The sequence below is a fragment of the Microbacterium sp. Marseille-Q6965 genome (genome assembly GCF_946151065.1).
Lineage (GTDB): Bacteria > Actinomycetota > Actinomycetes > Actinomycetales > Microbacteriaceae > Microbacterium.
This window is the reverse complement of the sequence record NZ_CAMGZA010000005.1, coordinates 169,791-192,357: the sequence shown is the minus strand read 5'-3', so window position 1 is coordinate 192,357 and position 22,567 is coordinate 169,791. Positions and strand designations below refer to the sequence as shown.

General features: G+C 71.1%; 21 protein-coding genes. 20 read left to right on the top strand and 1 reads right to left on the bottom strand.

Going from position 1 to position 22,567, the window contains the following annotated elements; all coding sequences use genetic code 11:
* Positions 1 to 75: 75 nt before the first annotated feature.
* The 16 genes from murC (at position 76) to N8N77_RS13135 (ending at position 17,165) form a co-directional block, all read left to right on the top strand.
* Complete coding sequence (gene murC / locus N8N77_RS13210) at positions 76 to 1,476, top strand: UDP-N-acetylmuramate--L-alanine ligase (protein ID WP_261167338.1); 1,401 nt, start codon at positions 76 to 78, stop codon at positions 1,474 to 1,476.
* A 7-nt stretch (positions 1,477 to 1,483) separates the two neighbouring features.
* A complete protein-coding gene (locus tag N8N77_RS13205) occupies positions 1,484 to 2,536 on the top strand; it encodes an FtsQ-type POTRA domain-containing protein (RefSeq protein ID WP_261167337.1) in 1,053 nt (350 codons plus the stop codon).
* 180 nt (positions 2,537 to 2,716) lie between these two features.
* The gene (ftsZ, locus tag N8N77_RS13200; protein ID WP_261167336.1) at positions 2,717 to 3,883 is read left to right on the top strand and encodes a cell division protein FtsZ; all 1,167 of its coding nucleotides are present in this window, start codon (positions 2,717 to 2,719) and stop codon (positions 3,881 to 3,883) included.
* A gap of 2 nt (positions 3,884 to 3,885) precedes the next feature.
* On the top strand, positions 3,886 to 4,569 hold the full coding sequence (locus tag N8N77_RS13195; protein ID WP_261167355.1) for a YggS family pyridoxal phosphate-dependent enzyme: 684 nt from the start codon (positions 3,886 to 3,888) through the stop codon (positions 4,567 to 4,569).
* Between the two features lie 34 nt (positions 4,570 to 4,603).
* Positions 4,604 to 5,059, top strand: a complete 456-nt coding sequence (locus N8N77_RS13190) for a cell division protein SepF (protein ID WP_261167335.1) — start codon at positions 4,604 to 4,606, stop codon at positions 5,057 to 5,059.
* Between the two features lie 109 nt (positions 5,060 to 5,168).
* Positions 5,169 to 5,417: a YggT family protein gene (locus tag N8N77_RS13185; RefSeq protein ID WP_396652845.1), complete on the top strand. Its 249-nt coding sequence runs from the start codon at positions 5,169 to 5,171 to the stop codon at positions 5,415 to 5,417.
* Between the two features lie 126 nt (positions 5,418 to 5,543).
* Positions 5,544 to 6,122, top strand: a complete 579-nt coding sequence (locus N8N77_RS13180) for a DivIVA domain-containing protein (RefSeq protein WP_261167333.1) — start codon at positions 5,544 to 5,546, stop codon at positions 6,120 to 6,122.
* A 10-nt stretch (positions 6,123 to 6,132) separates the two neighbouring features.
* Positions 6,133 to 6,828, top strand: a complete 696-nt coding sequence (gene lspA / locus N8N77_RS13175) for a signal peptidase II (RefSeq protein WP_261167332.1) — start codon at positions 6,133 to 6,135, stop codon at positions 6,826 to 6,828.
* Positions 6,828 to 7,748: an RluA family pseudouridine synthase gene (locus N8N77_RS13170; protein ID WP_261167331.1), complete on the top strand. Its 921-nt coding sequence runs from the start codon at positions 6,828 to 6,830 to the stop codon at positions 7,746 to 7,748. The genes lspA and N8N77_RS13170 overlap by 1 nt, the downstream gene beginning before the upstream one ends.
* A 61-nt stretch (positions 7,749 to 7,809) precedes the next feature.
* Positions 7,810 to 8,385, top strand: a complete 576-nt coding sequence (locus tag N8N77_RS13165) for a GNAT family N-acetyltransferase (protein WP_261167330.1) — start codon at positions 7,810 to 7,812, stop codon at positions 8,383 to 8,385.
* 72 nt (positions 8,386 to 8,457) lie between these two features.
* Positions 8,458 to 9,078, top strand: coding sequence for a cyclodeaminase/cyclohydrolase family protein (locus tag N8N77_RS13160; RefSeq protein ID WP_261167329.1), 621 nt, complete (start codon positions 8,458 to 8,460; stop codon positions 9,076 to 9,078).
* Positions 9,079 to 9,145: 67 nt separating this feature from the next.
* Positions 9,146 to 12,658 (top strand): DNA polymerase III subunit alpha, encoded by a 3,513-nt coding sequence (gene dnaE, locus N8N77_RS13155; RefSeq protein WP_261167328.1) that lies wholly within the window; start codon positions 9,146 to 9,148, stop codon positions 12,656 to 12,658.
* Between the two features lie 72 nt (positions 12,659 to 12,730).
* Positions 12,731 to 14,275 carry a hypothetical protein gene (locus N8N77_RS13150; RefSeq protein WP_261167327.1) on the top strand — a complete coding sequence of 515 codons (1,545 nt, stop codon included), beginning with the start codon at positions 12,731 to 12,733 and terminating at the stop codon, positions 14,273 to 14,275.
* Positions 14,276 to 14,294: 19 nt separating this feature from the next.
* Positions 14,295 to 15,623, top strand: a complete 1,329-nt coding sequence (hisD, locus tag N8N77_RS13145) for a histidinol dehydrogenase (RefSeq protein WP_261167326.1) — start codon at positions 14,295 to 14,297, stop codon at positions 15,621 to 15,623.
* A 12-nt stretch (positions 15,624 to 15,635) separates the two neighbouring features.
* Complete coding sequence (gene nrdR, locus N8N77_RS13140; RefSeq protein ID WP_261167325.1) at positions 15,636 to 16,139, top strand: transcriptional regulator NrdR; 504 nt, start codon at positions 15,636 to 15,638, stop codon at positions 16,137 to 16,139.
* Between the two features lie 3 nt (positions 16,140 to 16,142).
* On the top strand, positions 16,143 to 17,165 hold the full coding sequence (locus tag N8N77_RS13135; protein ID WP_261167324.1) for a quinone-dependent dihydroorotate dehydrogenase: 1,023 nt from the start codon (positions 16,143 to 16,145) through the stop codon (positions 17,163 to 17,165).
* A 96-nt stretch (positions 17,166 to 17,261) separates the two neighbouring features.
* Here the strand turns inward: N8N77_RS13135 and N8N77_RS13130 are convergent, their stop codons facing one another.
* Positions 17,262 to 17,822 (bottom strand): DUF3043 domain-containing protein, encoded by a 561-nt coding sequence (locus N8N77_RS13130; RefSeq protein WP_261167323.1) that lies wholly within the window; start codon positions 17,820 to 17,822, stop codon positions 17,262 to 17,264.
* Positions 17,823 to 17,890: 68 nt separating this feature from the next.
* Between N8N77_RS13130 and N8N77_RS13125 the strand changes: the two genes are divergently transcribed.
* From N8N77_RS13125 to ctaD, 4 genes are all read left to right on the top strand, one after another.
* Complete coding sequence (locus N8N77_RS13125) at positions 17,891 to 19,285, top strand: dipeptidase (protein ID WP_261167322.1); 1,395 nt, start codon at positions 17,891 to 17,893, stop codon at positions 19,283 to 19,285.
* 94 nt (positions 19,286 to 19,379) lie between these two features.
* Positions 19,380 to 19,745 carry an iron-sulfur cluster insertion protein ErpA gene (erpA, locus tag N8N77_RS13120; RefSeq protein WP_261167321.1) on the top strand — a complete coding sequence of 122 codons (366 nt, stop codon included), beginning with the start codon at positions 19,380 to 19,382 and terminating at the stop codon, positions 19,743 to 19,745.
* Between the two features lie 159 nt (positions 19,746 to 19,904).
* Positions 19,905 to 20,813 (top strand): cytochrome c oxidase subunit II, encoded by a 909-nt coding sequence (gene coxB, locus N8N77_RS13115; RefSeq protein WP_261167320.1) that lies wholly within the window; start codon positions 19,905 to 19,907, stop codon positions 20,811 to 20,813.
* 5 nt (positions 20,814 to 20,818) lie between these two features.
* The gene (ctaD, locus tag N8N77_RS13110; RefSeq protein WP_261167319.1) at positions 20,819 to 22,567 is read left to right on the top strand and encodes a cytochrome c oxidase subunit I; all 1,749 of its coding nucleotides are present in this window, start codon (positions 20,819 to 20,821) and stop codon (positions 22,565 to 22,567) included.

The following is a 22,567-nucleotide window of genomic DNA, read 5'->3' as shown; positions in this document are numbered from 1 at the left end:
GACGGGTGGGAGTCCGCCTCCTGTTCGGGCGTGCCGGGCGCGAGTGTCGGCGCGCGTACCTAGACTCGAAGAGTCATGATCAAGCCCGACCTCTCCGTGCCCATCCCGGGCCAGATCCGCGCCGTGCACTTCATCGGCATCGGCGGATCCGGCATCTCCGGGCTCGCCCGCATGTTCCTCGCCGCGGGCATCCCCGTGTCGGGATCTGACCGCGCCGAGAGCCAGAACACCCGTGACCTGGCCGACCTCGGCGCCACGGTCCACATCGGTCACGATGCCGCCAACCTCGGCGACGTCGACACCGTCGTGTACACCGGTGCGATCTGGCCCGAGAACCCGGAGTACCTCGCGGCGAAGGAGCGGGGGCTCACCCTGCTGCACCGCTCGCAGGCGCTGAAGTACCTCATCGAGGGGCGCCGTCTCGTCTCCGTGGCCGGAGCACACGGCAAGACGACGTCGACCGGCATGATCGTCACCGGTCTGGGGCGGCTGGGAGCCGACCCGAGCTTCGTCAACGGCGGGGTCATCCAGGACCGGGGCGCCTCGAGCGGCACGGGCGCCGACGACCTGTTCGTCATCGAGGCCGACGAGTCGGACGGCACCTTCCTGCTCTACGACACGTCGATCGCGCTCATCACGAACGTCGATGCCGATCACCTCGACCACTACGGCTCGCACGAGGCATTCGACGACGCCTTCGTGCGCTTCGCCGACGCCGCGCGCGAGGCGGTCGTGATCTCTGCGGACGACGCCGGGGCCCGGCGGGTCTGGGAGCGCCTGTCACACCCGAAGGTGATGACCTTCGGCGTCTCGCACCGGGCCGATGTGCGCGTGGTCGACATCCGCACCGAAGGCCCCGTCGCCTTCGCGCTCGAGCACGCGGGCGAGCGGGTGGAGGGCCGGCTGCAGGTGCCCGGCCGTCACAATGCCATCAACGCCGCCGGCGCGGTCGCCGTGCTGCTGCAGCTGGGCTATGACCTCGAACCGGCGCTGCGGGCCGTCGAGACCTTCGGCGGCACCGTGCGCCGCTTCGAGCTGCACGGGGCGGAACGCGGGGTGAGCGTCTACGACGACTACGCGCATCACCCCACCGAGGTCGCCGCCGCGCTCTCGGCCGCGCGCACGGTCGTGGGCGAGGGCCGGATCATCGCGCTCCACCAGCCGCACACCTATTCCCGCACGCAGCTCATGGCCGGAGAGTTCGCGAAGGTGCTCGAGGAGCTGGCCGACCACACCGTCGTGCTCGACGTGTACGGCGCCCGGGAGGACCCGATCCCCGGGGTGACGGGCGAACTGGTCAGCGGCGCCTTCGACGATCCGTCGCGGGTGCGCTTCGTCGCCGACTGGCAAGAGGCCGCCGCCTACACGGCGAGCGTTGCGCGCCCGGGCGACTACGTCATCACGCTCGGCTGCGGCGACGTCTACCGGATCATTCCGCAGGTGCTCGGCGCCCTGCGCGAGGGCGCCGAGGGCTGAGCGGGGCATGAAGCGGCCCGGCCCCCTCCCCGCGGCGCGGCCGACCGCGCCGGAGCCGCGCGAACGCGAGCGGATCCTCGCCCTCGAGGACGATCCGTCAGCGGACGCCGCGGACACGGCGCCGATCGGCGATCTCGTCGAGCTGCCGCCGCGGCGCCCGTTCGCTCGTCGGTCGGGACGCGATCGTGTCGCGCCGGAAGCCGACGAGCGCGGCTCCGGCGGTGCGGAGCACGACGGGCCCGACCTGTCCGAGCCGTTCGGCGGCGATCGCGTCGATGGCGACCCGGCCGAGCGGCCGATCGGCTGGCGCGAGCTGTGGCGTGCCTCGCGCGCGAGACGCCGCGCGTTGCGGGCCGAGATCCGCCGCTTCACGGCGCGCACCCGGCGCCGCCGCTGGTACGCGATCGGCGCGGGCGCGGCCCTCCTGCTGCTCGTCGGGGGCAGCGTGGGGGCGGCCTACAGCCCCCTCTTCGCGGTGCGCGACGTGATCGTCGTCGGCGCCGAGACGCTCGACGAGGCTGCGGTCGAGACGGCGCTGGCGCCGCAGATGGGCCGGCCGCTGCCCCTCGTGGACCACAGCGAGGTGAGGGCGGCGCTGCTGGGATTCCCGCTCATCGAGACCTACGCGATCGAGGCGCGTCCGCCGCACGACCTCGTCATCCGGATCGTGGAGCGCACTCCGGTCGGCGTGATCCAGACCGAGGCCGGGTTCACCCTGGTCGATGCCGCGGGCGTCGCCCTGTCCACGACGGCCGAGCAGCCGCCGGGGCAGCCGCTCATCTCCGTCGACGCCGGGCCGGGCTCGCCGTCCTTCGCCGCGGTCGGGCAGGTGCTGCGCTCGCTGCCCGAGGACCTGCACGCGCAGGTCTCGGCCGCCACGGCGAGCACGCCCCAGGACGTGCGGCTGACGCTCGGGGCCACCGGCACGGAGGTGGTGTGGGGCACGGACGAGAAGTCGGCGATGAAGGCGCTCACGCTGCAGCAGACGATGGTGGCTCGGCCGCCCGACGGCGTCGCGGTGTACGACGTCTCCTCGCCCGAGGCCGTCGTCGTCCGCTGAGTCGCGCTTGCGGATTCCGAGGCGGAAGCGCGACACGCCCGCTCCCAATCCGATGGCGCTCCGGCGGCCCCGCTTACCTTCGGAAGAGGAAATACATACCGGGCAATACTTTAACGTTCAGGTTGAACGTGAAGGTTGAGACCGGGATGTGACCCAGGGTTCGCACAATCGGAGGCCGGCATGAGCCAGAACCAGAACTACCTCGCCGTGATCAAGGTCGTCGGCGTCGGCGGCGGTGGCGTCAACGCCGTCAACCGCATGATCGAACTGGGCCTGCGCGGGGTCGAGTTCATCGCCGTCAACACCGACGCGCAGGCGCTTCTCATGAGCGACGCCGACGTCAAGCTCGACGTCGGGCGCGAGCTGACCCGCGGTCTCGGCGCGGGCGCCGACCCGGAGGTGGGTCGCCGCGCGGCCGAGGACCACGCCGAGGAGATCGAGCAGGCGCTGGCGGGCGCCGACATGGTGTTCGTCACGGCCGGCGAGGGCGGCGGCACCGGCACGGGCGGCGCGCCCGTGGTCGCCCGCATCGCCAAGTCGATCGGCGCGCTCACGATCGGCGTCGTCACGAAGCCGTTCTCGTTCGAGGGGCGCCGTCGCCAGCAGCAGGCCGAGCTCGGCGTCGCGACGCTGAAGGAGGAGGTCGACACGCTCATCGTCGTGCCGAACGACCGCCTCCTCGAGATCAGCGACCGCGGCATCTCGATGGTCGAGGCCTTCGCCACCGCCGACCAGGTGCTCCTGGCCGGTGTGCAGGGCATCACCGACCTCATCACGACGCCGGGTCTCATCAACCTCGACTTCGCCGACGTCAAGAGCGTCATGCAGGGCGCGGGTTCCGCCCTCATGGGCATCGGCTCGGCGCGCGGCGCGGACCGCGCGATCAAGGCCGCCGAGCTGGCGGTCGAGTCGCCGCTCCTCGAGGCATCGATCGAGGGCGCCCACGGCGTGCTGCTGTCGATCCAGGGCGGATCGAACCTCGGTATCTTCGAGATCAACGACGCCGCGCAGCTGGTGAAGGAGGCCGCGCACCCCGAGGCCAACATCATCTTCGGCACGGTCATCGACGACACCCTCGGCGACGAGGTGCGCGTGACCGTCATCGCGGCCGGCTTCGACGGGGGCGAGCCGCAGGCGCGTCTGGATGTGCCGTCGCTCGCGTCGCGCCCCGCCGCCCCGGCCGTTCCCGCCGCCGCGGCGGCGGCCTCGGAGCCGGTCGAATCGCCGGCCGCGCCCAAGGACGAGCGCGAGCGCGTCTCGGTCGCCGCCGCGCCGGTCGTGCCCGACGCGAGCGGCTTCGACTCGGCGTTCGACGAGGACCTCGACATCCCCGACTTCCTGAAGTGATCGTGACGGATCTCGCCGCCCGGCTCTCCGACGTCGACGAGCGCATCGCCGCCGCCGCGAGGGCGGTCGGGCGGGATCCGGAAGAGCTCACGCGCGTCGTCGTCACGAAGTTCCACCCGGCGGCGCTGGTGCGCGAGCTGCATGCGCTGGGCGTGCGCGACGTGGGGGAGAACCGGCAGCAGGAGCTGACGGCGAAGTCCGAGGAGTGCGCGGATCTCGCGGAGCTCCGGTGGCACTTCGTCGGCCAGGCCCAGACGAAGAAGGCCAGGGCGATCCGCCGCGCGGCCGCGGCGGTCCACTCCGTCGACCGTGAGAGGCTCGCGGACGCGTTGGAGGCCGCCGGCGACGGTGCGCCCGTGCTGGATGTGCTGATGCAGATCAACCTCACGGACGATGCGGGCCGGGGCGGCGTCGCCCCGGCCGGCATCGAGCCGCTGGCTGAGCACATCCTCGGCCTGCCGAGCCTCCGTCTGCGTGGCGTCATGGCCGTCGCGCCGCTCGACGAGTCCCCGGCGGCGGCCTTCGAGCGTCTCGCCGGGTACGCCGAGCGGGTGCGCCGGCTGGCGCCGGACGCGACATGGATGTCGGCGGGCATGACGGCGGATTTCGCGGAGGCGATCGCGGCCGGCGCGACACACCTGCGCATCGGGACGGCAATCACGGGGACACGGCCCGACCGGGCTTAGCCTCAAAGACAACGAGCAGCTTACGGAGGACGCGATGGCGAACCCGCTCAAGAAGACGATGGTCTACCTCGGCCTGGCGGACGAGGAGGAGTACGACGAGGCCGCCGAGCCGCAGACCCCCGTGCGTGCCGCGCGCGAGGAGCGCCATGCGCGCGATGAGGAGGTGCCCGCCCCCGTGACGCCGATCCGCCGTCCCGCCGTGGTGCGTCAGCCGGCCGCCACGGCCGTCACCGAGATCGTCACCGTCCACCCCAAGCAGTACCGCGACGCGCAGACGATCGCGGAGCACTTCCGCGACGGCGTGCCGGTGATCATGAACCTCTCGCAGATGAGCGATGCCGACGCGCGCCGCCTCATCGATTTCGCGAGCGGTCTCTCGCTAGGACTGTACGGCCGCATCGAGCGCGTGACGAGCAAGGTGTTCCTGCTCAGCCCCGAGAACATCGCGGTCTCGGGCGACGCCGCCATCACCGGCGACGACGCGCTCTGAGCGCCGTCACCTTCGCGGCGGCGCGCCCGGGATTAGGGCGCCGCCGAGATAGGCTCGTGTCGTGATCGCGCTCGTCTTCACGCTGCTGAATCTGCTCGTCCTGCTGTACATGCTCGTGCTGTTCGGTCGGCTGATCCTCGACTACATCCCGCTGTTCAATCGCGAATGGCGGCCCAAGGGCGCGATGCTCGTCATCGCGGAGGCCGTGTACACCATCACGGACCCCCCGATCCGGTTCCTGCGCCGCTTCATCCCGCCGCTGCGCGTCGGTGGCATCGCGATCGATTTCGCGTTCGCGATCACGATGTTCCTGTGCATCATCCTGCTGTCGGTGACGAGCGTTCTGGCGAGCGCCTGAACCCGCTCCGGATTGCGATCCGGGGTTCGGCTGTCGGCGTCGGCCGGTTATGCTTGCTCGAGACTGAAGCCGCGGGCCAGACCCTGCGGCCCTCCGACTGTCTCTGATCGAAAGAGGTCCCTCCCCATGGCACTCACCCCGGATGACGTCGTCACCAAGCAGTTCCAGCACGTCCGGTTCAAGGAGGGGTTCGACCCGGATGAGGTCGACGACTTCCTGGACGAGATCGTCGTCGAGTGGCGCAAGGCCCTCGAGGAGAACGAGCGGCTGAAGGCGCGCGTCGCCGAGCTCGAGTCTTCGCGCGCGACGGCCCCCGCCGCGGAAGCCCCCAAGCCCGCGGAGGCCCCGCAGCCGGCCGAGGCGCCGCAGGCCAACGCCGCGACGAGCGCCGTGAGCATCATCGAGCGCGCGCAGCGCCTGCACGACGAGCACGTTGCGGAGGGCAAGGCGGAGGCCGAGAAGCTCGTCTCCGACGCTCGCACGCAGGCCGGCGAGATCATCGCCGAGGCCGAGCGCAAGCAGCAGGAGATCCGCACGCGCCTCGAGAACGAGCGCAAGACGCTCGAGAACCGCATCACCGAGCTGCGCGGCTTCGAGCGCGACTACCGCGCCGAGATGCGCTCGTTCTTCGAGACCAAGCTGAAGGACCTCGAGACCTCGAGCACGTCCTCGTCGTCGACGCCGGTCTCGGCGATCGGCCTCTGAGCCCGGCCTGTTGAGCGGCCGGACCCCTCTTCGCACGGCGGCGGCCGGCACCCTCATCGCGATCCTCGCGGTGACGGTGCTGGCCGCCGACCAGTTCTCGAAGCACCTCGTCCTGCAGTCCCTCGAACCGGGCCTTCCCGTGCCCGTGGTCGGTGAGGCGCTGCAGTTCGTCCTCGTCTTCAATCCGGGCGCCGCGTTCTCGCTGGGCGAGGGCGTGACCTGGATCTTCACGATCGCCATGGCGGTCGTCGCGGCCATCATCGTCTACCTCGCCGCCACCCGGGTGCGCTCGCGCCTGTGGGCCGTCGTGCTCGGGCTGCTTCTGGGCGGGGTGCTGGGCAACCTCACCGACCGCCTCTTCCGCGACCCGGGCTTCGCCGTGGGGCACGTCGTCGACTTCATCCTGACGCCGTGGATGTGGTTCTGGGCACCCAACCCGGCGATCTACAACGTCGCCGACATCTTCATCGTCGGGGGCATGGCGGCCGTCGCACTGCTCCTCGTCCTGGGGCTCGACTTCGACGGCACGCGCGGTGCCGGCGCGACCGACGGCGACGACACGCCCGCCGCCGCGGAGCCGGACGCCGCATCCGACGACGTCGCACCGGCCACGGGATCCGACGGCGCCACCGACGCGGCCCCGCGCCCGTCCACGCCCGACGCGTCGGATTCCGTGACGACGGACCCGGCGGGGGATCGGGCCTGATGGAGTCTCGCCGGCTTCCCGTGCCCGACGGGCTCGACGGCACGCGCGTCGACGCCGCCCTCGCCAAGATGCTCGGCTTCTCGCGCACGTTCGCCGCCGAGGTCGTCGAGACCGGCGGCGTCCAGCTGGACGGCGTTCCCGTCGCGAAGTCGGATCGCGTCACCGCGGGCTCCTGGCTGGACGTGGAGTGGCGCCCGAAGGAGGAACCGCGCGTGGTCGCGGTCGAGGTGCCCGAGCTCGGGATCATCCACCAGGACGACGACATCGTCGTGGTCGACAAGCCGGTGGGCGTGGCGGCCCATCCGTCGCTGGGCTGGGAGGGACCGACGGTGCTCGGTGCCCTTCTGGGCGCGGGCGTGCAGGTGGCCACGAGCGGCGCCGCCGAGCGGCAGGGCATCGTGCACCGCCTCGACGTGGGCACGAGCGGGCTCATGGTCGTCGCCAAGACCGAGCGGGCGTACACGCTGCTCAAGCGCGCGTTCAAGGAGCGGACCGTCGACAAGGTCTACCACGCGGTCGTGCAGGGCCACCCCGATCCGCTCGTCGGCACCATCGACGCGCCCATCGGCCGTCACCCGAGCCACTCGTGGAAGTTCGCCGTGACGCCCGACGGGAAGGACTCCGTCACGCACTACGAGACCATCGAGGCGTTCCCCGGCGCGTCCCTGCTCGAGATCCACCTCGAGACCGGACGCACGCACCAGATCCGCGTGCACATGGCGGCGCACCGGCACCCGTGCGTCGGCGACCCTCTGTACGGAGCCGACCCCACGATGTCCGCTCGGCTCGGACTGACGCGCCAGTGGCTGCACGCGCACCGCCTGGCCTTCGACCACCCGGCCACGGGGGAGCGGGTGGAGTTCGCCTCGCCGTACCCGGCCGACCTGCAGCACGCGCTCGACATCCTGCGGGGCGAGTAGCCCCGCGTCCCGACCGCCTGCGCCCGTTCCGAATGTCGCGGGCACGCGTCATGATGGCGGCATGGTGATCACGACGCGTCCCGCGACCGACTTCGAGGGCGTCCGCGCGCTCGTCGGTCCCCGGCGCCCGGATGCGAACGTGTGCTGGTGCCTGAGCCACCGGGTGCCGGCGGCGCTGAACCGCCAGCTGCAGGGCACCGCCCGGGGCGAGTTCGTGCGCGCCCTGTGCGAGTCGGACCTGCCCCCCGGGGTGCTCGCGTGGGACGGCGACGAGCCGGTCGGGTGGGCCGGCGTCGCCCCGCGCGCCGACACGCAGTTCGCACGAAGCCGCACGATCCCTCGTGTGGACGACCTGCCGGTGTGGAGCGCGTGGTGCTTTCGCGTGCGGCCGGGGCACCGCAAGAAGGGAATCCTCGACCACCTGGTACGCGGCGCCGTGGACTTCGCGCGCGACGGTGGCGCGCCGGCGCTCGAGGGCTATCCCGTCGACAACCGCGGACAGCGCGTGGACCAGACGATGGCCTTCGTGGGATTCCGCGACATGTTCGAACGCGCGGGTTTCGTCAAGGTGGCCGACACCTCCGCGGTGTCGGGCGGCTTTCCGCGCGTCGTCATGCGGCTCGACCTGCGCACCTGAATCCGCTCGCGCACCCGAGGGCCCGTTCGCAAGCCCCTCGCGACGGCGCCGGCGCGCGGCGAGGATGGCGGGATGACGGGGAACGAACGAGACGTCGTGGGCGGCGAGGGGCGGGCGATCCGCGACATGACCATCGCGGAGTGGATCGAGGGGCTCGCCGAGCGCCGCGGCGACCCCGGCGGCGGCGCCGCGGGTGGGGTGATGCTCGCGATGGGCGCGGCGCTGACGGCGATGGTCGCGGCGTACACCGGCGCGGATGACGCGGAGCGACGCGCGCGCGAGCTGACGGACTCGGCGCTGCGGCGCGCCGACGCCGACTCGGTCGCGTCGGCGCGGTTCGGAGCCGCTCTGCGATCGGATGATGACGCACGGCAGGGCGAGGCCGCCGTCGCCGGGGCACGTTCGTCCGCGGCCCTTGCGAGGCTCGCGCTCGACGCGATCGCCGTGCTCGAGGACGCGGGCGGGGGCACCGGCCCGACACTGCACGCGGATGTCGCGGCGGCGGGGGCGGCGATCCGGGCGGCGGCCGCCTGCGCGCACGCCAATCTGCGCAGCGACATGGGCGCGGCGGGGGGCGGCGACGACACCGCGGCCCGCTCGTCGAACGACGACGGCATCGCCGCCGCGGCGGCCGCGTGCGACGAGGGCGTGCGGCGCGTCGATGCCCTCAGCGGCGAGGCCGCACCCGGGTGAGCCGGCGGGTTCGAGGGGCCGGGCGGGGCGGGCGCCGCATGTCGGGGGCCGAACCTAGACTCGATCCATGGCCTCCGACTCCTTCGTTCACCTGCACGTCCACAGCGAGTACTCGATGCTGGACGGGGCGGCGAAGCTCGGGGCGATGACCCAGGCCGCCGCCGACTACGGGATGCCGGCGATCGCCGTCACCGACCACGGCAACACGTTCGCCGCGTTCGAGTTCTACAAGGCCGCGCAGGCGGCGGGCGTGAAGCCGATCATCGGCCTCGAGGCGTACGTCACGCCCGGGACGCACCGCACCGACAAGACGCGCGTGGCGTGGGGCAGCCCGGACCAGAAGAGCGACGACGTGTCGGGCGGCGGCGCCTACACGCACATGACGATGTGGGCCGAGAACACCGCCGGCATGCACAACCTCTTCCGGTTGAGCTCGCTGTCGAGCATCGAGGGCTACTACTTCAAGCCGCGCATGGACCGCGAGCTGCTGCAGACCTATGGCAAGGGCCTCATCGCCACGACCGGCTGTCCGTCTGGTGAGGTCCAGACCAAGCTCCGCCTGGGCCAGTACGAGGCGGCGCGGCAGGCGGCCGCGGAGTTCCAGGACATCTTCGGCAAGGAGAACTACTTCGCCGAGATCATGGATCACGGCCTCGACATCGAACGCCGCGTCATGACCGACCTGCTGCGGCTCGCGAAGGACCTCGGCATCCCGCTGGTCGCGACCAACGACTCGCACTACACCCATCAGCACGAGGCCGACGCGCACGCGGCCCTGCTGTGCGTGCAGTCGGGTTCGACGCTGGACGACCCGAACCGCTTCAAGTTCGACGGCGACGGCTACTACGTCAAGACGGCCGCCGAGATGCGCCAGCTGTTCCGCGACCACCCCGAGGCGTGCGACAGCACACTGCTCATCGCCGAGCGGTGCAACGTCGAGTTCGACACGAACGCGAACTACATGCCGAAGTTCCCGGTGCCCGAGGGTGAGACCGAGGAGAGCTGGCTCATCAAGGAGGTCGAGAAGGGCCTTCACTACCGCTACCCGGGCGGCATCCCCGACAAGGTGCGCAAGCAGGCGGACTACGAGGTCGGGATCATCCTGCAGATGGGCTTCCCCGGCTACTTCCTCGTCGTGGCCGACTTCATCAACTGGGCGAAGGACCACGGCATCCGCGTGGGCCCCGGCCGCGGCTCGGGAGCGGGATCGATGGTGGCTTACGCCATGCGCATCACCGACCTCGACCCCCTCGAGCACGGTCTGATCTTCGAGCGCTTCCTCAACCCGGACCGCGTCTCGATGCCCGACTTCGACGTCGACTTCGACGACCGCCGCCGCGGCGAGGTGATCGACTACGTCACCGAGAAGTACGGCGACGAGCGGGTCGCCCAGATCGTCACGTACGGCACCATCAAGTCCAAGCAGGCGCTCAAAGACGCCGGGCGCGTGCTCGGCTTCCCGTTCAGCATGGGGGAGCGGCTGACCAAGGCGATGCCGCCCGCCGTGATGGGGAAGGACATGCCGCTCGACGGCATGTTCAACCCGGAGCACCCTCGCTACAAGGAGGCCAGCGAGTTCCGCGCGCTCATCGAGAGCGACCCGGAGGCGAAGACGGTCTACGACCGGGCCGTCGGGCTCGAGGGGCTGAAACGGCAGTGGGGCGTGCACGCCGCCGGCGTGATCATGTCCAGCGAGCCGCTCATCGACATCATCCCGATCATGAAGCGGGAGCAGGACGGGCAGATCGTCACGCAGTTCGACTACCCGGCCTGCGAGGCGCTCGGCCTCATCAAGATGGACTTCCTGGGGCTGCGCAACCTCACGATCCTCTCCGACGCGCTTGACAACATCCGCACCAACCGCGGCGAAGAGGTCGACCTCGAGCACCTGCCGCTCGACGACCGCGAGGCGTACGCGCTGCTTGCGCGCGGCGACACGCTGGGCGTGTTCCAGCTCGACGGCGGGCCGATGCGCTCGCTGCTGCGCCTCATGAAGCCCGACAACTTCGAGGACATCTCGGCCGTCATCGCGCTGTACCGGCCGGGCCCGATGGGCGCCAACTCGCACACGAACTACGCGCTGCGCAAGAACGGCCTGCAGGAGATCACGCCGATCCATCCGGAGCTCGAGGAGCCGCTGCGCGACATCCTCGATACGACCTACGGCCTGATCATCTATCAGGAGCAGGTGATGGCCATCGCGCAGAAGGTGGCGGGCTTCAGCCTGGGACAGGCCGACATCCTGCGCCGGGCGATGGGCAAGAAGAAGAAGTCCGAGCTCGACAAGCAGTACGAGGGCTTCTCGGGCGGCATGAAGGAGCGCGGCTACTCCGAGGCCGCCATCAAGGCGCTGTGGGACATCCTGCTGCCGTTCTCGGACTACGCGTTCAACAAGGCGCACTCCGCGGCATACGGCGTGGTGTCGTACTGGACGGCATACCTCAAGGCGCACTACCCGGCCGAGTACATGGCGGCCGTGCTCACGAGCGTCGGCGACTCGCGCGACAAGCTCGCGATGTACCTCAACGAGTGCCGTCGCATGGGCATCAGGGTGCTTCAGCCCGACGTCTCGGAGTCGATCGGCTTCTTCTCGGCCGTGGGCGACGACATCCGCTTCGGCCTCGGCGCCGTGCGCAACGTCGGATCGAACGTCGTGGACGGCATCGTCGACGCGCGCAAGGACGGCCCGTACGCGAGCTTCCACGACTTCCTGAGCCGCGTCCCCGCCCACGTCGCGAACAAGCGCACGGTGGAGTCGCTCATCAAGGCCGGCGCCTTCGACTCGATGGGATCCACGCGCCGCGCGCTGCTCGAGATCCACGAGCAGGCCGTCGAGGCGGCCGTCGACCGCAAGCGGAACGAGGCGCAGGGTGCCATCGGATTCGACTTCGACAGCCTGTGGGACGAGCCGGAGACCGCGCAGAAGGTGCCGGAGCGGCCGGAGTTCACGAAGAAGGACAAGCTCGCGTTCGAGCGCGAGATGCTGGGGCTGTACGTCTCGGATCACCCGCTCGCCGGGCTGGAGGTGCCGCTCGCGAAGCACCGCAGCATCACGATCCACGACCTCCTGGCATCGGAGGACCTGCAGGACGGCGATCAGGTGACCGTGGCCGGCCTGGTGACCAGCGCGCAGCACCGCGTGGCGAAATCCAGCGGCAACCCGTACGGCATGATCACCGTCGAGGACTTCGAGGGTGAGGTGACCGTGATGTTCATGGGGAAGACCTACACCGAGTTCCAGCCGATCCTGCAGCAGGACTCCATCCTCGTGGTGCGCGGGCGCGTGTCGCGGCGCGACGACGGCCTCAACCTGCACGCGCAGTCGGCCTTCACCCCGGATGTCGGCGGTCACGACGCCTCGGGGCCGCTCACGCTGCTGCTGCCCGAGCAGCGCGCCACCGAGCGGCTCGTGCTCGAGCTGTCGGAGGTCTTGCGCCGGCACGCCGGCGACACGGAGGTGCGCCTGAAGATGCACCGCGGCAGCTCGGCCAAGGTCTTCGAGGTCCCGCTGCCCGTGCAGATCACCGCCGACCTGTTCGGCGACCTGAAGTCGCTGCTCGGCCCGCAGTGCCTCGGGTAGGACTCCCCGTGGACGCCCGCCGGCTGGCGGCTAGGATCGAAGACGGAACGCTGAACGATCAGAGGGAGACCCGTGTCCGAGAACAGTGAGGTCGCCGCAGGCGGCGTGCCCGGCCTGTGGAAGTTCACGCTGCGCGAGTGGATCGTGATCGGGACGGGCATCGTCCTGCTGATCCTGTCCTTCTTCAGCGTGATCGACGGCGATTACGCCCCGATGTGGAGCCAGGGGCTCGTGCAGATCGCCGCGCTCCTCGCGCTGCTCGCCGCCACCGCTCTGCTCGTGGTGCGGCGGCTCGCCCCGCGTGCGAAGCTGCGCGTCGGATCGCTGTCGGTCGACCAGTTCGCCTCGGTGGCGTTCGTCTCGTACGCGATCGTGGCGTGGCACACGGTGCTGTTCCTCAGCGTCCTGGGCGCCCAGCTCGGTGAGCTGATGTCGTTCTTCGGACCGGGCGAGGCCGTGCTGTCGCCCAGCTGGGCCGCGTGGGTCTCGGCGATCCTCGCCCTCGTCGGCGTGTTCTTCACCGTGCTGGCGCCGCTCGTGCCGCCGTTCCGCGCCGACTTCGACCACCGCGAGGAGGTGCCCGCGGCCCGCGTGGCACGCCCCGCCCGCCGCGTCGTGCAGAAGCCGCGCGCCCCGAAGGTCGAGCAGAACCAGCAGGGCGCTTGGCCCGGGTACGGCGCCCCCGGCGCGCAGCAGGGCGGCTACCCCTATGGCCAGCAGCAGCCCGGCGCCTACCCCTACGGGCAGCAGCAGCCGTACGGTCAATACCCGGCGCAGGGTCAGCAGCCCTACGGCCAGCCCGGCCAGGAGCAGGGCCAGCAGCCGTACGGCCAGCAGCCCTACGGCCAGCCGGCATACGGCCAGCCCGGCCAGGAGCAGCACGCCCCGCAGCCCTACGGCCAGCAGCAGTACGGCCAGCCGTATGGCGCGCCCCAGCAGTACGGCCAGCAGCCCCACGCGCCGTACCCGCCGCAGCAGGGCGCCCCGGCGCCGCAGGGCTACGAGCAGCCGCAGGCGCCTCAGCCCTACGGACAGCCCGCTCCGGCCGCGCCGGCCGGTGCCAATCCCTACGCCTCCGCGCCGTCCGGCGCCGAGGTGGACGAGGTGACGGCGGCGCCCGCCGACGCCGACCCCGCGCGCTCGGCGCGCGGCCACGCCGGATCGGACATCGAGGCAAGCCTCGGGTTCGCGCCGTCCGAGGACGAGGCTCCGTCGTACCGCCGCTCCGGTGCGGCGCAGGCCGCCCCCGAGCAGGGCGAGCAGGTCGATCCCGTCGACGCCGAGACGATTCTGCGCGACAACGGGGGTCACTCGCCCGAGGCGGAGAACGCGCAGCCGGCGCCGGAGCAGTCGACGGATGGCGGTGCGCAGCAGGACGCCGCGTCCGACGCCGCGAACGGCGGCCCCGCGTCGCTGCCCGTCACCAACAACCAGCCGTTCTGGGCGCTTGCGCCGGTGGAGCGCGACGTGGTCGACGACAACGGCGCCCCGCTGTTCCGCATCGGGCCCACCGCGTGGGCGCTCGTCCTCGAGGAGCGCGGCGATGTCTTCGTCGTGCGCCACGACGACGGCCGGGTCGGCTTCCTGCTCGACACCAGCGGCGTCACGCGCGGCTGACGCGCGAGGACCGCATCACATGCGCACGATCGATCTGCGCGGCCGCAGCCTGAGCGCGGCCGAGCTGCTCGCCGCCGTCCCGCGCGCGACCGCCGCGCGGGCGGCGGCGCTGCAAGCCGCCGCCGAGATCGTCGAGGACGTCCGCACTCGCGGCGAGGAGTCGTTGCGTGAGCAGGCGGAGCGCTTCGACGGGGTGACGGGGCACGCGGTGAGGGTGCCGGCCGAGCACATCGCCGACGCCGTCGCCGGGCTCGACCATGACGTGCACGCCGCGCTGGAGGAGTCGATTCGGCGCGTGCGCGAGGCATCGGCAGCCCAGATCCCTCCCACGAGGGTGACCGAGCTCGCGGCCGGCGCGCGCGTCACGCAGCGCTGGCAGCCCGTCGGACGTGTGGGCGTGTATGTGCCGGGCGGCAAGGCCGTCTACCCGTCGAGCGTCGTGATGAACGTCGTCCCGGCGCAGGTGGCGGGGGTGCGCCGCATCGCGCTGGCATCGCCGCCTCAGGCGGGCTTCGACGGGCGCGTGCATCCGACGATCCTCGCCGCGGCCGGGCTGCTCGGCGTGACGGAGGTCTACGCGATGGGGGGAGCCGGCGCCATCGGCGCGCTCGCGCACGGGGTGGCCTCCCTCGGCCTGGACCCCGTGGACGTCGTCACGGGCCCCGGCAACAACTTCGTGGCGGCGGCGAAGCGCGCCGTTGCGGGCGTGGTGGGCGTGGACTCCGAGGCCGGAGCGACCGAGATCCTCATCGTCGCCGACGATACGGCGGACCCGCGGCTCATCGCGTACGACCTGGTCAGCCAGGCCGAGCACGACGAGCAGGCCTCGGCCGTGCTCGTGACGGCGTCGGATGAGCTCGCGCGCGCCGTCGACGCGGCGGTCGCGCAGGTCGCGGCCGCCACGCGTCATCGCGAGCGGGTCGCCGCCGCGCTGGCGGGGGAGCAGTCGGCCATCGTGCTCGTCGACGACGCGGCCGCGGCGGAGGCGTTCAGCAACGCCTATGCGCCCGAACACCTCGAGCTCCACCTCGCGGACGCCGCCGACGCGGCGGCGCGCTACACCAGCGCCGGCGCCCTGTTCGTCGGCCCGTACGCCCCCGTGAGCCTCGGCGACTATCTGGCCGGATCGAACCATGTGCTGCCCACCGGTGGGCAGGCGCGGTACGCCGCGGGCCTCGGCGCGCAGACGTTCCTGCGCGCGCAGCAGGTGATCGAGCACGACCGCGATGCCCTCGCCGAGGTGCGCGACCGCATCGTCGCGCTGGCCGAGTCGGAGGCCCTCCCCGGTCACGGCGACGCGGTCGTGGCGCGCTTCGCGTCGGGGAACGTCGCAGGATCGGCCGCGTAAGCTGGCCCGGCTATGCACTGTCCCTTCTGCCGTCACGCCGATTCCCGCGTCATCGACTCCCGCACGAGCGACGATGGCCTCTCCATCCGCCGCCGCCGTCAGTGCCCGCAATGCGGGAAGCGCTTCTCGACGATCGAGACGGCGTCGCTGAACGTCATCAAGCGATCCGGCGCGGTCGAGCCCTTCAGTCGCGACAAGGTGATGGCGGGGGTGCGCAAGGCGTGCCAGGGCCGCCCGGTGACGGATGCCGACCTCGCCGTGCTCGCCCAGAAGGTGGAGGAGGCCGTGCGCCAGACCGGCCTCAGCCAGATCGACGCGAACGAGATCGGCCTGGCGACCCTCGGGCCGCTGCGCGAGCTCGACGAGGTGGCCTACCTGCGCTACGCGAGCGTCTACCAGGCCTTCGAGTCGCTGGAGGACTTCGAGGCGGCCATCGCCGACCTGCGCGCGGACCACGCGCACGGCGGCGCGCGGGGCGGCGGCGCGGACGAAGCCGCGACGGGTGCGGAGGGCTGAGACATGTATCCCCTGCTGTTTCGCACGGTCCTGTCGCGCCTCGATCCTGAGACGGCGCACCACCTCGGCATGGCCGTGATCCGCGTGCTCGGCTCGTGGGCGGTGGCGCCCCTCGTGCGCTCCCTCACGCGGCCCGACCCGTCGCTGGCCGTCGACGCCCTCGGCGTGCGCTTCCCCTCGCCGTTCGGTGTCGCCGCCGGGTTCGACAAGAACGCCGTGGGCGTGCGGGGGCTCGACGCGCTCGGGTTCGGCCACGTGGAGGTCGGCACGGTCACGGCCGTCCCCCAGGACGGCAACCCGCGTCCTCGTCTGTTCCGCCTCGTGCCGGACCGCGCGGTCATCAACCGCATGGGCTTCAACAACCGCGGGGCCGCCGCGGCCGCCCGGCGGTTGGCCCGGCTTCGCCGCGGGGGAGCGGTCGTCGGCGCCAACATCGGCAAGAGCCGCGTCGTGGATGTCGAGAGGGCCACGGCCGACTACGTCGCCAGCGCCACGATGCTCGCGCCGCTGGCCGATTACCTCGCGGTGAACGTCTCTTCCCCGAACACGCCCGGCCTGCGCGGTCTGCAGGCCGTCGAGACGCTGCGTCCGCTGCTTCAGGCGGTCAAGGCGGCGGCGGGTCGCACGCCGCTTCTCGTCAAGATCGCCCCCGACCTTCCCGACGAGGAGGTCACCGCCGTCACGCGGCTGGCCGTGGACCTCGGCCTCGCCGGGATCATCGCGACGAACACGACGATCTCCCGCGAGGCACTGGCGACCGACCCCGACGCGGTCGAGGCCGCGGGGGCCGGCGGGCTCTCTGGCGCACCGCTCAAGCGGCGTTCGCTGGAGGTCCTGCGTCTCATCCGCGCGGCGGCACCCGACCCGACCTTCTGCGTCGTGTCGGTCGGCGGCATCGAGACCGCCGACGACGTGCGCGAGCGGCTGGCCGCCGGCGCGACGCTGACACAGGGCTACACCGCCTTCCTCTACCGGGGGCCGCTCTGGGCGCGCGAGATCAACCGCGGGCTGGCCGCAGCAGGCTGAACGGCCCGACCGGCACGCGCCGCCGGCGCGTGGCCGCCTGGAACGCGAGAACGCCCCGGACGGATCCGGGGCGTTCTCTGCTTGGGGGTTTTCGGGTCAGTCCGGGTACTGGCCGCGCTTGACCTGCGGCTTGGGCAGCCGCATCCAGCGCATCTGCACGGAGCGCATCGCGGCGTACCAGCCCAGGCCCTTCTCACGGCGCTCCGCGCCGAACTTGGCGGCGGCCTTGCGCTTCACCGTGCTCGACAGGATGACCATGTCGCCGATCGTGAAGAACACGAACACCCACAGGCCGACCATGCCGTAGTACTGGAACTGAATCGGCAGGAACATCGTGACGATGAGCACGACGATGAGCGCCGGCATGAGCAGCTCGCCGATGTGCCAACCGGCATCGGTGTAGTCGCGCACCCAGCGACGCTGCGGGCCCTTGTCGCGCGCCGGCAGGAACCGCTCCTCGCCGTTGGCCATGCCGACGCGGGCGCGGTCCTGGCGCTCGCGCAGCTCGGCGCGGGCGCGCTTGCGCGCCTCCTTCGTGTTCGCGACGAGCGGGCGGCGGTTGGCCGCCTCGCGCTCGGCCCGGCTGGGGGTGGGACGGCCCTTGCCGACGGTCGTCGCCTGTGCGTCGTCGCCGGCGGGCGCGGGGGTCTTGGCCACGGGATGCACCTCGGATCGTTCGGGAGCCGCGCACGGAGGGGCGCGGCGTACCGGCCTAGGATACCCGCATGACCTCCACGCCCACTCCGGACCAGCAGCTCGTCGAATCGGCGGAAGGGGGGATCGCCGCGGCGCTCGCCGACCTCGGGCGGCTCGTGCGCATCCCGGGGATCGCGTGGCCCGCGTTCGATCAGGATCAGCTCGTCCGTAGCGCCGAGGAGATCGCCGCGCTGGCGCGTGAGACGGGCGTCTTCGACGAGGTGCGCATCCATCGCGCCGCGATTCCCGGCACGGAGGAGCTCGGTCAGCCCGGCATCCTCGCCACGCGCGCGGCCCGCAACGGCCGGCCGACGGTGATGCTCTACGCCCACCACGACGTGCAGCCGCCCGGTGACGAGGCGCTGTGGGACACCCCGCCGTTCGAGCCCACCGTACGCGACGGGCGTCTGTACGGGCGCGGCGCCGCCGACGACAAGGCGGGCGTCATGGCGCACATCGCCTCGCTGCGCGCGCTGCGCGAGACGCTCGGCGACGACCTCGACCTGGGCATCGTGCTCTACATCGAGGGCGAGGAGGAGTTCGGCTCGCGCTCGTTCACGCAGTTCCTCGAGGACAACGCCGAGGCGATGCGATCGGACGTCATCGTCGTCGCCGACTCCGGCAACTGGGACTCCGAGACGCCCGCCGTGACGGTGTCGCTGCGCGGCAACGCCAAGTTCCACCTCACGGTGCGCACGCTCGATCACGCCTCGCACTCGGGCATGTTCGGGGGAGCGGTTCCCGACGCCATGCTCGCAACGATCAAGCTGCTCTCCACGCTGTGGGACGACGACGGGTCGGTCGCCGTCGAGGGACTCGCGACGCGCGACGCCGACACGCCCGAGTACGACGAGGCCACCCTGCGGTCCGAGACCGGTCTGCTGGAGGGGGTGCGCCCGGCGGGAGAGGGCACGATCCTGTCGCGCATCTGGAACAAGCCGTCCATCACGGTCACCGGCATCGACCACACCAGCGTGGCCGCCGCCTCGAACACGCTCTCGCCCGAGGTCACGGTGGTCGTGAGCGCCCGCGTGGCGCCGGGGCAGGACGCACAGGACGCCTACGCGGCCATCCGCGCCCACCTCGAGGCGCACAACACCTTCGGGGCCGAACTGCGCTTCAGCGAGGTCGACTGCGGCGACGGCTTCCTCGTCGACACCAGCGGCTGGGCGGTGCAGGCCGCGCGGGACGCCATGCGCGACGGCTACGGCAAGGACCCGGTGGACTATGGCGTGGGCGGGTCCATCCCGTTCATCGCCGACCTCGTGCAGCGCTACCCGGGCGCGCAGATCCTCGTGACGGGGGTGGAGGATCCGCACTCCCGCGCGCACAGCCCCAACGAGTCACTGCACCTGGACACCTTCCGACACGCCGTCATCAGCGAGACGCTGCTGCTGGGGCGCATGAACGCCCGCGGCGCGTGAGCGCGGCCGGCGCCATCGTGCGTCGCCGCGGCTAGAATCGATACAGCTCGCCCCGTGCCGTCCGTCGGCGGGGCCCGACCAGGAGGAGAGCGTCATGACCGACACGACCCTGACCGCCGACACCGCCGCCCCCGCCCACGGCGTCGCCCTCACCGAGGCCGCCGCCGGCAAGGTGAAGAGCCTGCTCGAGCAGGAGGGCCGCGACGACCTGCGCCTGCGCGTCGCCGTGCAGCCGGGCGGCTGCTCGGGACTGATCTACCAGCTGTACTTCGACGAGCGCTACCTCGAGGGCGACGAGACGGTCGACTTCGACGGCGTCGAGGTCATCGTCGACAACATGTCGATCCCGTACCTCGACGGCGCGACCATCGACTTCAAGGACACGATCTCGGAGCAGGGGTTCACCATCGACAACCCCAACGCCTCGGGCTCCTGCGCCTGCGGCGACAGCTTCCACTGAGCCGCGCTGCGAACGGCCCCGTCACCGCAGGTGCGGGGCCGTTCGGCGTACCCGGACACCGGCACAGGGACGTTGCGGCCCGCTGGGAGTGTGGCCGGAATCCCGTGTGCGCTTGCCCTAGACTGGCAGGTGCCCCATCCACGTTCGAAAGGTGAATTCGTGCCCTCGAAACGCCGCATCCGCTGGGCAGCGATCCCCGTCGCCGCAGCCACCGTCGCCGCGCTTGCCGCGTGCTCGCCGACCGAGCTGCACGGCTACCTCCCCGGCTTCGTGGAGGACGGAACGCCCACCACCAACCAGACCGAGGGGCTCGCCTCGCTCTGGGTCGGGTCGTGGATCGCCGCGCTCGCGGTCGGCATCATCACGTGGGGCCTCATGCTCTGGGCGATGATCGTCTACCGCCGCCGCAAGGGCCAGACCGGGCTGCCGGTGCAGCTGCGGTACAACATGCCGATCGAGATCTTCTTCACGACGGTCCCGCTCATCCTGGTGCTCGGCCTGTTCGCCTTCACGGCGCGCGAGCAGACCCGGGTGGAGACGCCCTGGACCGAGGACGAGGTCGACGTCGAGATCACCGCCATCGCCAAGCAGTGGGCGTGGGACTTCCAGTACGACGGCGAGGAGGAGGACAACTCCGACGCCGTGTGGACGATGGGTGTCCAGGCCCAGCCCGACGCGAACGGCAACATCGACCAGGAGCAGCTGCCCACGCTGGTGCTGCCGGTCGACCAGAAGGTGACGATCAACCTCGAGTCGCGCGACGTCATCCACTCCTTCTGGATCATCGACTTCCTGTACAAGAAGGACATGTACATCGGCCAGGACAACTCCTGGTCGTTCATCCCCACCCGTGAAGGCACGTACGCCGGCAAGTGCGCCGAACTGTGCGGCGAGTACCACTCGATGATGCTGTTCAACGTCGAGGTGGTCAGCGAGGCCGAGTACGAGGCCTACCTCGACGAGCTCGAGGCCAACGGCCAGACCGGCGACATCAACCAGGCATACGATCGCCTGGGCAACGCGCCGGGCACCGGCGCGCAGAGCGACGACGAGGAAGAGAGCCACTGAGCACCATGGCGACCAGCACCCTTCAGGAGCACACTCCCGTCCTCCCGGCCCGCCAGGCCGCCCTGCTCAGCGGTTCGCGCGTGGAGCAGAAGGGCAACATCGTGGTCAAGTGGATCACCTCCACCGACCACAAGACGATCGGGTACATGTACCTGATCGCGTCGATGCTGTTCTTCTGCCTCGGCGGCGTCATGGCGCTGCTCATCCGCGCGGAGCTCTTCGCTCCCGGCATGCAGGTGCTTCCGACGAAGGAGCAGTACAACCAGCTGTTCACGATGCACGGCACCGTGATGCTGCTGATGTTCGCGACGCCGCTGTTCGCGGGCTTCGCGAACGTCATCCTGCCGCTGCAGATCGGCGCGCCGGACGTCGCGTTCCCGCGACTGAACGCGTTCGCCTTCTGGCTGTTCTCCTTCGGCTCGCTCATCGCGGTGGCCGGCTTCCTCACCCCGCAGGGCGCCGCCTCGTTCGGATGGTTCGCCTACCAGCCGCTCGCGAACGCCTCGTTCTCGCCGGGCTTCGGCGGCAACATGTGGATGTTGGGCCTGGGCATCTCGGGCTTCGGCACGATCTTCGGTGCGGTGAACTTCATCACGACGATCATCACGATGCGCGCCCCCGGCATGACGATGTGGCGCATGCCGATCTTCACGTGGAACACGCTCATCACGAGCCTGCTGATCCTCATCGCGTTCCCCGTGCTCGCCGCCGCGATCTTCGGCGCTTCGGCCGACCGCATCCTGGGCGCGCACATCTACGACCCGGCCAACGGGGGCGTGCTGCTGTGGCAGCACCTGTTCTGGTTCTTCGGCCACCCCGAGGTCTACATCATCGCGCTGCCGTTCTTCGGCATCGTCTCGGAGATCTTCCCCGTGTTCAGCCGCAAGCCGATCTTCGGCTACAAGACGCTCGTCTACGCGACCATCGCGATCGCCGCGCTGTCGGTGTCGGTGTGGGCGCACCACATGTACGTCACCGGCGCGGTGCTGCTGCCGTTCTTCGCGCTCATGACCATGCTCATCGCGGTGCCCACGGGCGTGAAGATCTTCAACTGGATCGGCACGATGTGGCGCGGCTCGATCACCTTCGAGACCCCGATGGTGTTCGCGCTCGGCTTCCTCGTCTCGTTCGTCTTCGGTGGCCTCACCGGCGTCATCCTCTCGTCGCCGCCGCTGGACTTCCACCTGTCCGACTCGTACTTCGTCGTGGCGCACTTCCACTACGTGGTCTTCGGCACCGTGGTGTTCGCGATGTTCGCGGGCTTCTACTTCTGGTGGCCCAAGTGGACCGGCCGCATGCTCAACGAGCGCCTCGGATACGTGCACTTCTGGATGCTGTTCATCGGCTTCCACATGACGTTCCTCATCCAGCACTGGCTGGGCGTGGACGGCATGGTGCGCCGTTACGCCGACTACTCGGAGGCCGACGGCTGGACGTGGCAGAACCAGCTCTCCACGATCGGCGCCGTCATTCTCGGTGCCTCGCTCATCCCGTTCTTCCTGAACGTGTGGATCACGGCCCGCAAGGCGCCGAGGATCACGGTGAACGACCCGTGGGGCTACGGCGGTTCGCTGGAGTGGGCGACGAGCTGCCCGCCGCCGCGCCACAACTTCACGTCGATCCCGCGCATCCGCAGCGAGCGCCCGGCGTTCGACCTGAACCACGGCGAGGCGCCCGTCCCGGTGGGCGTGGGGCCGGCCAAGGACGCGCCCGACGCGCCCGTGGTGGATCTGACCGACGGAGAGGTGAAGTAA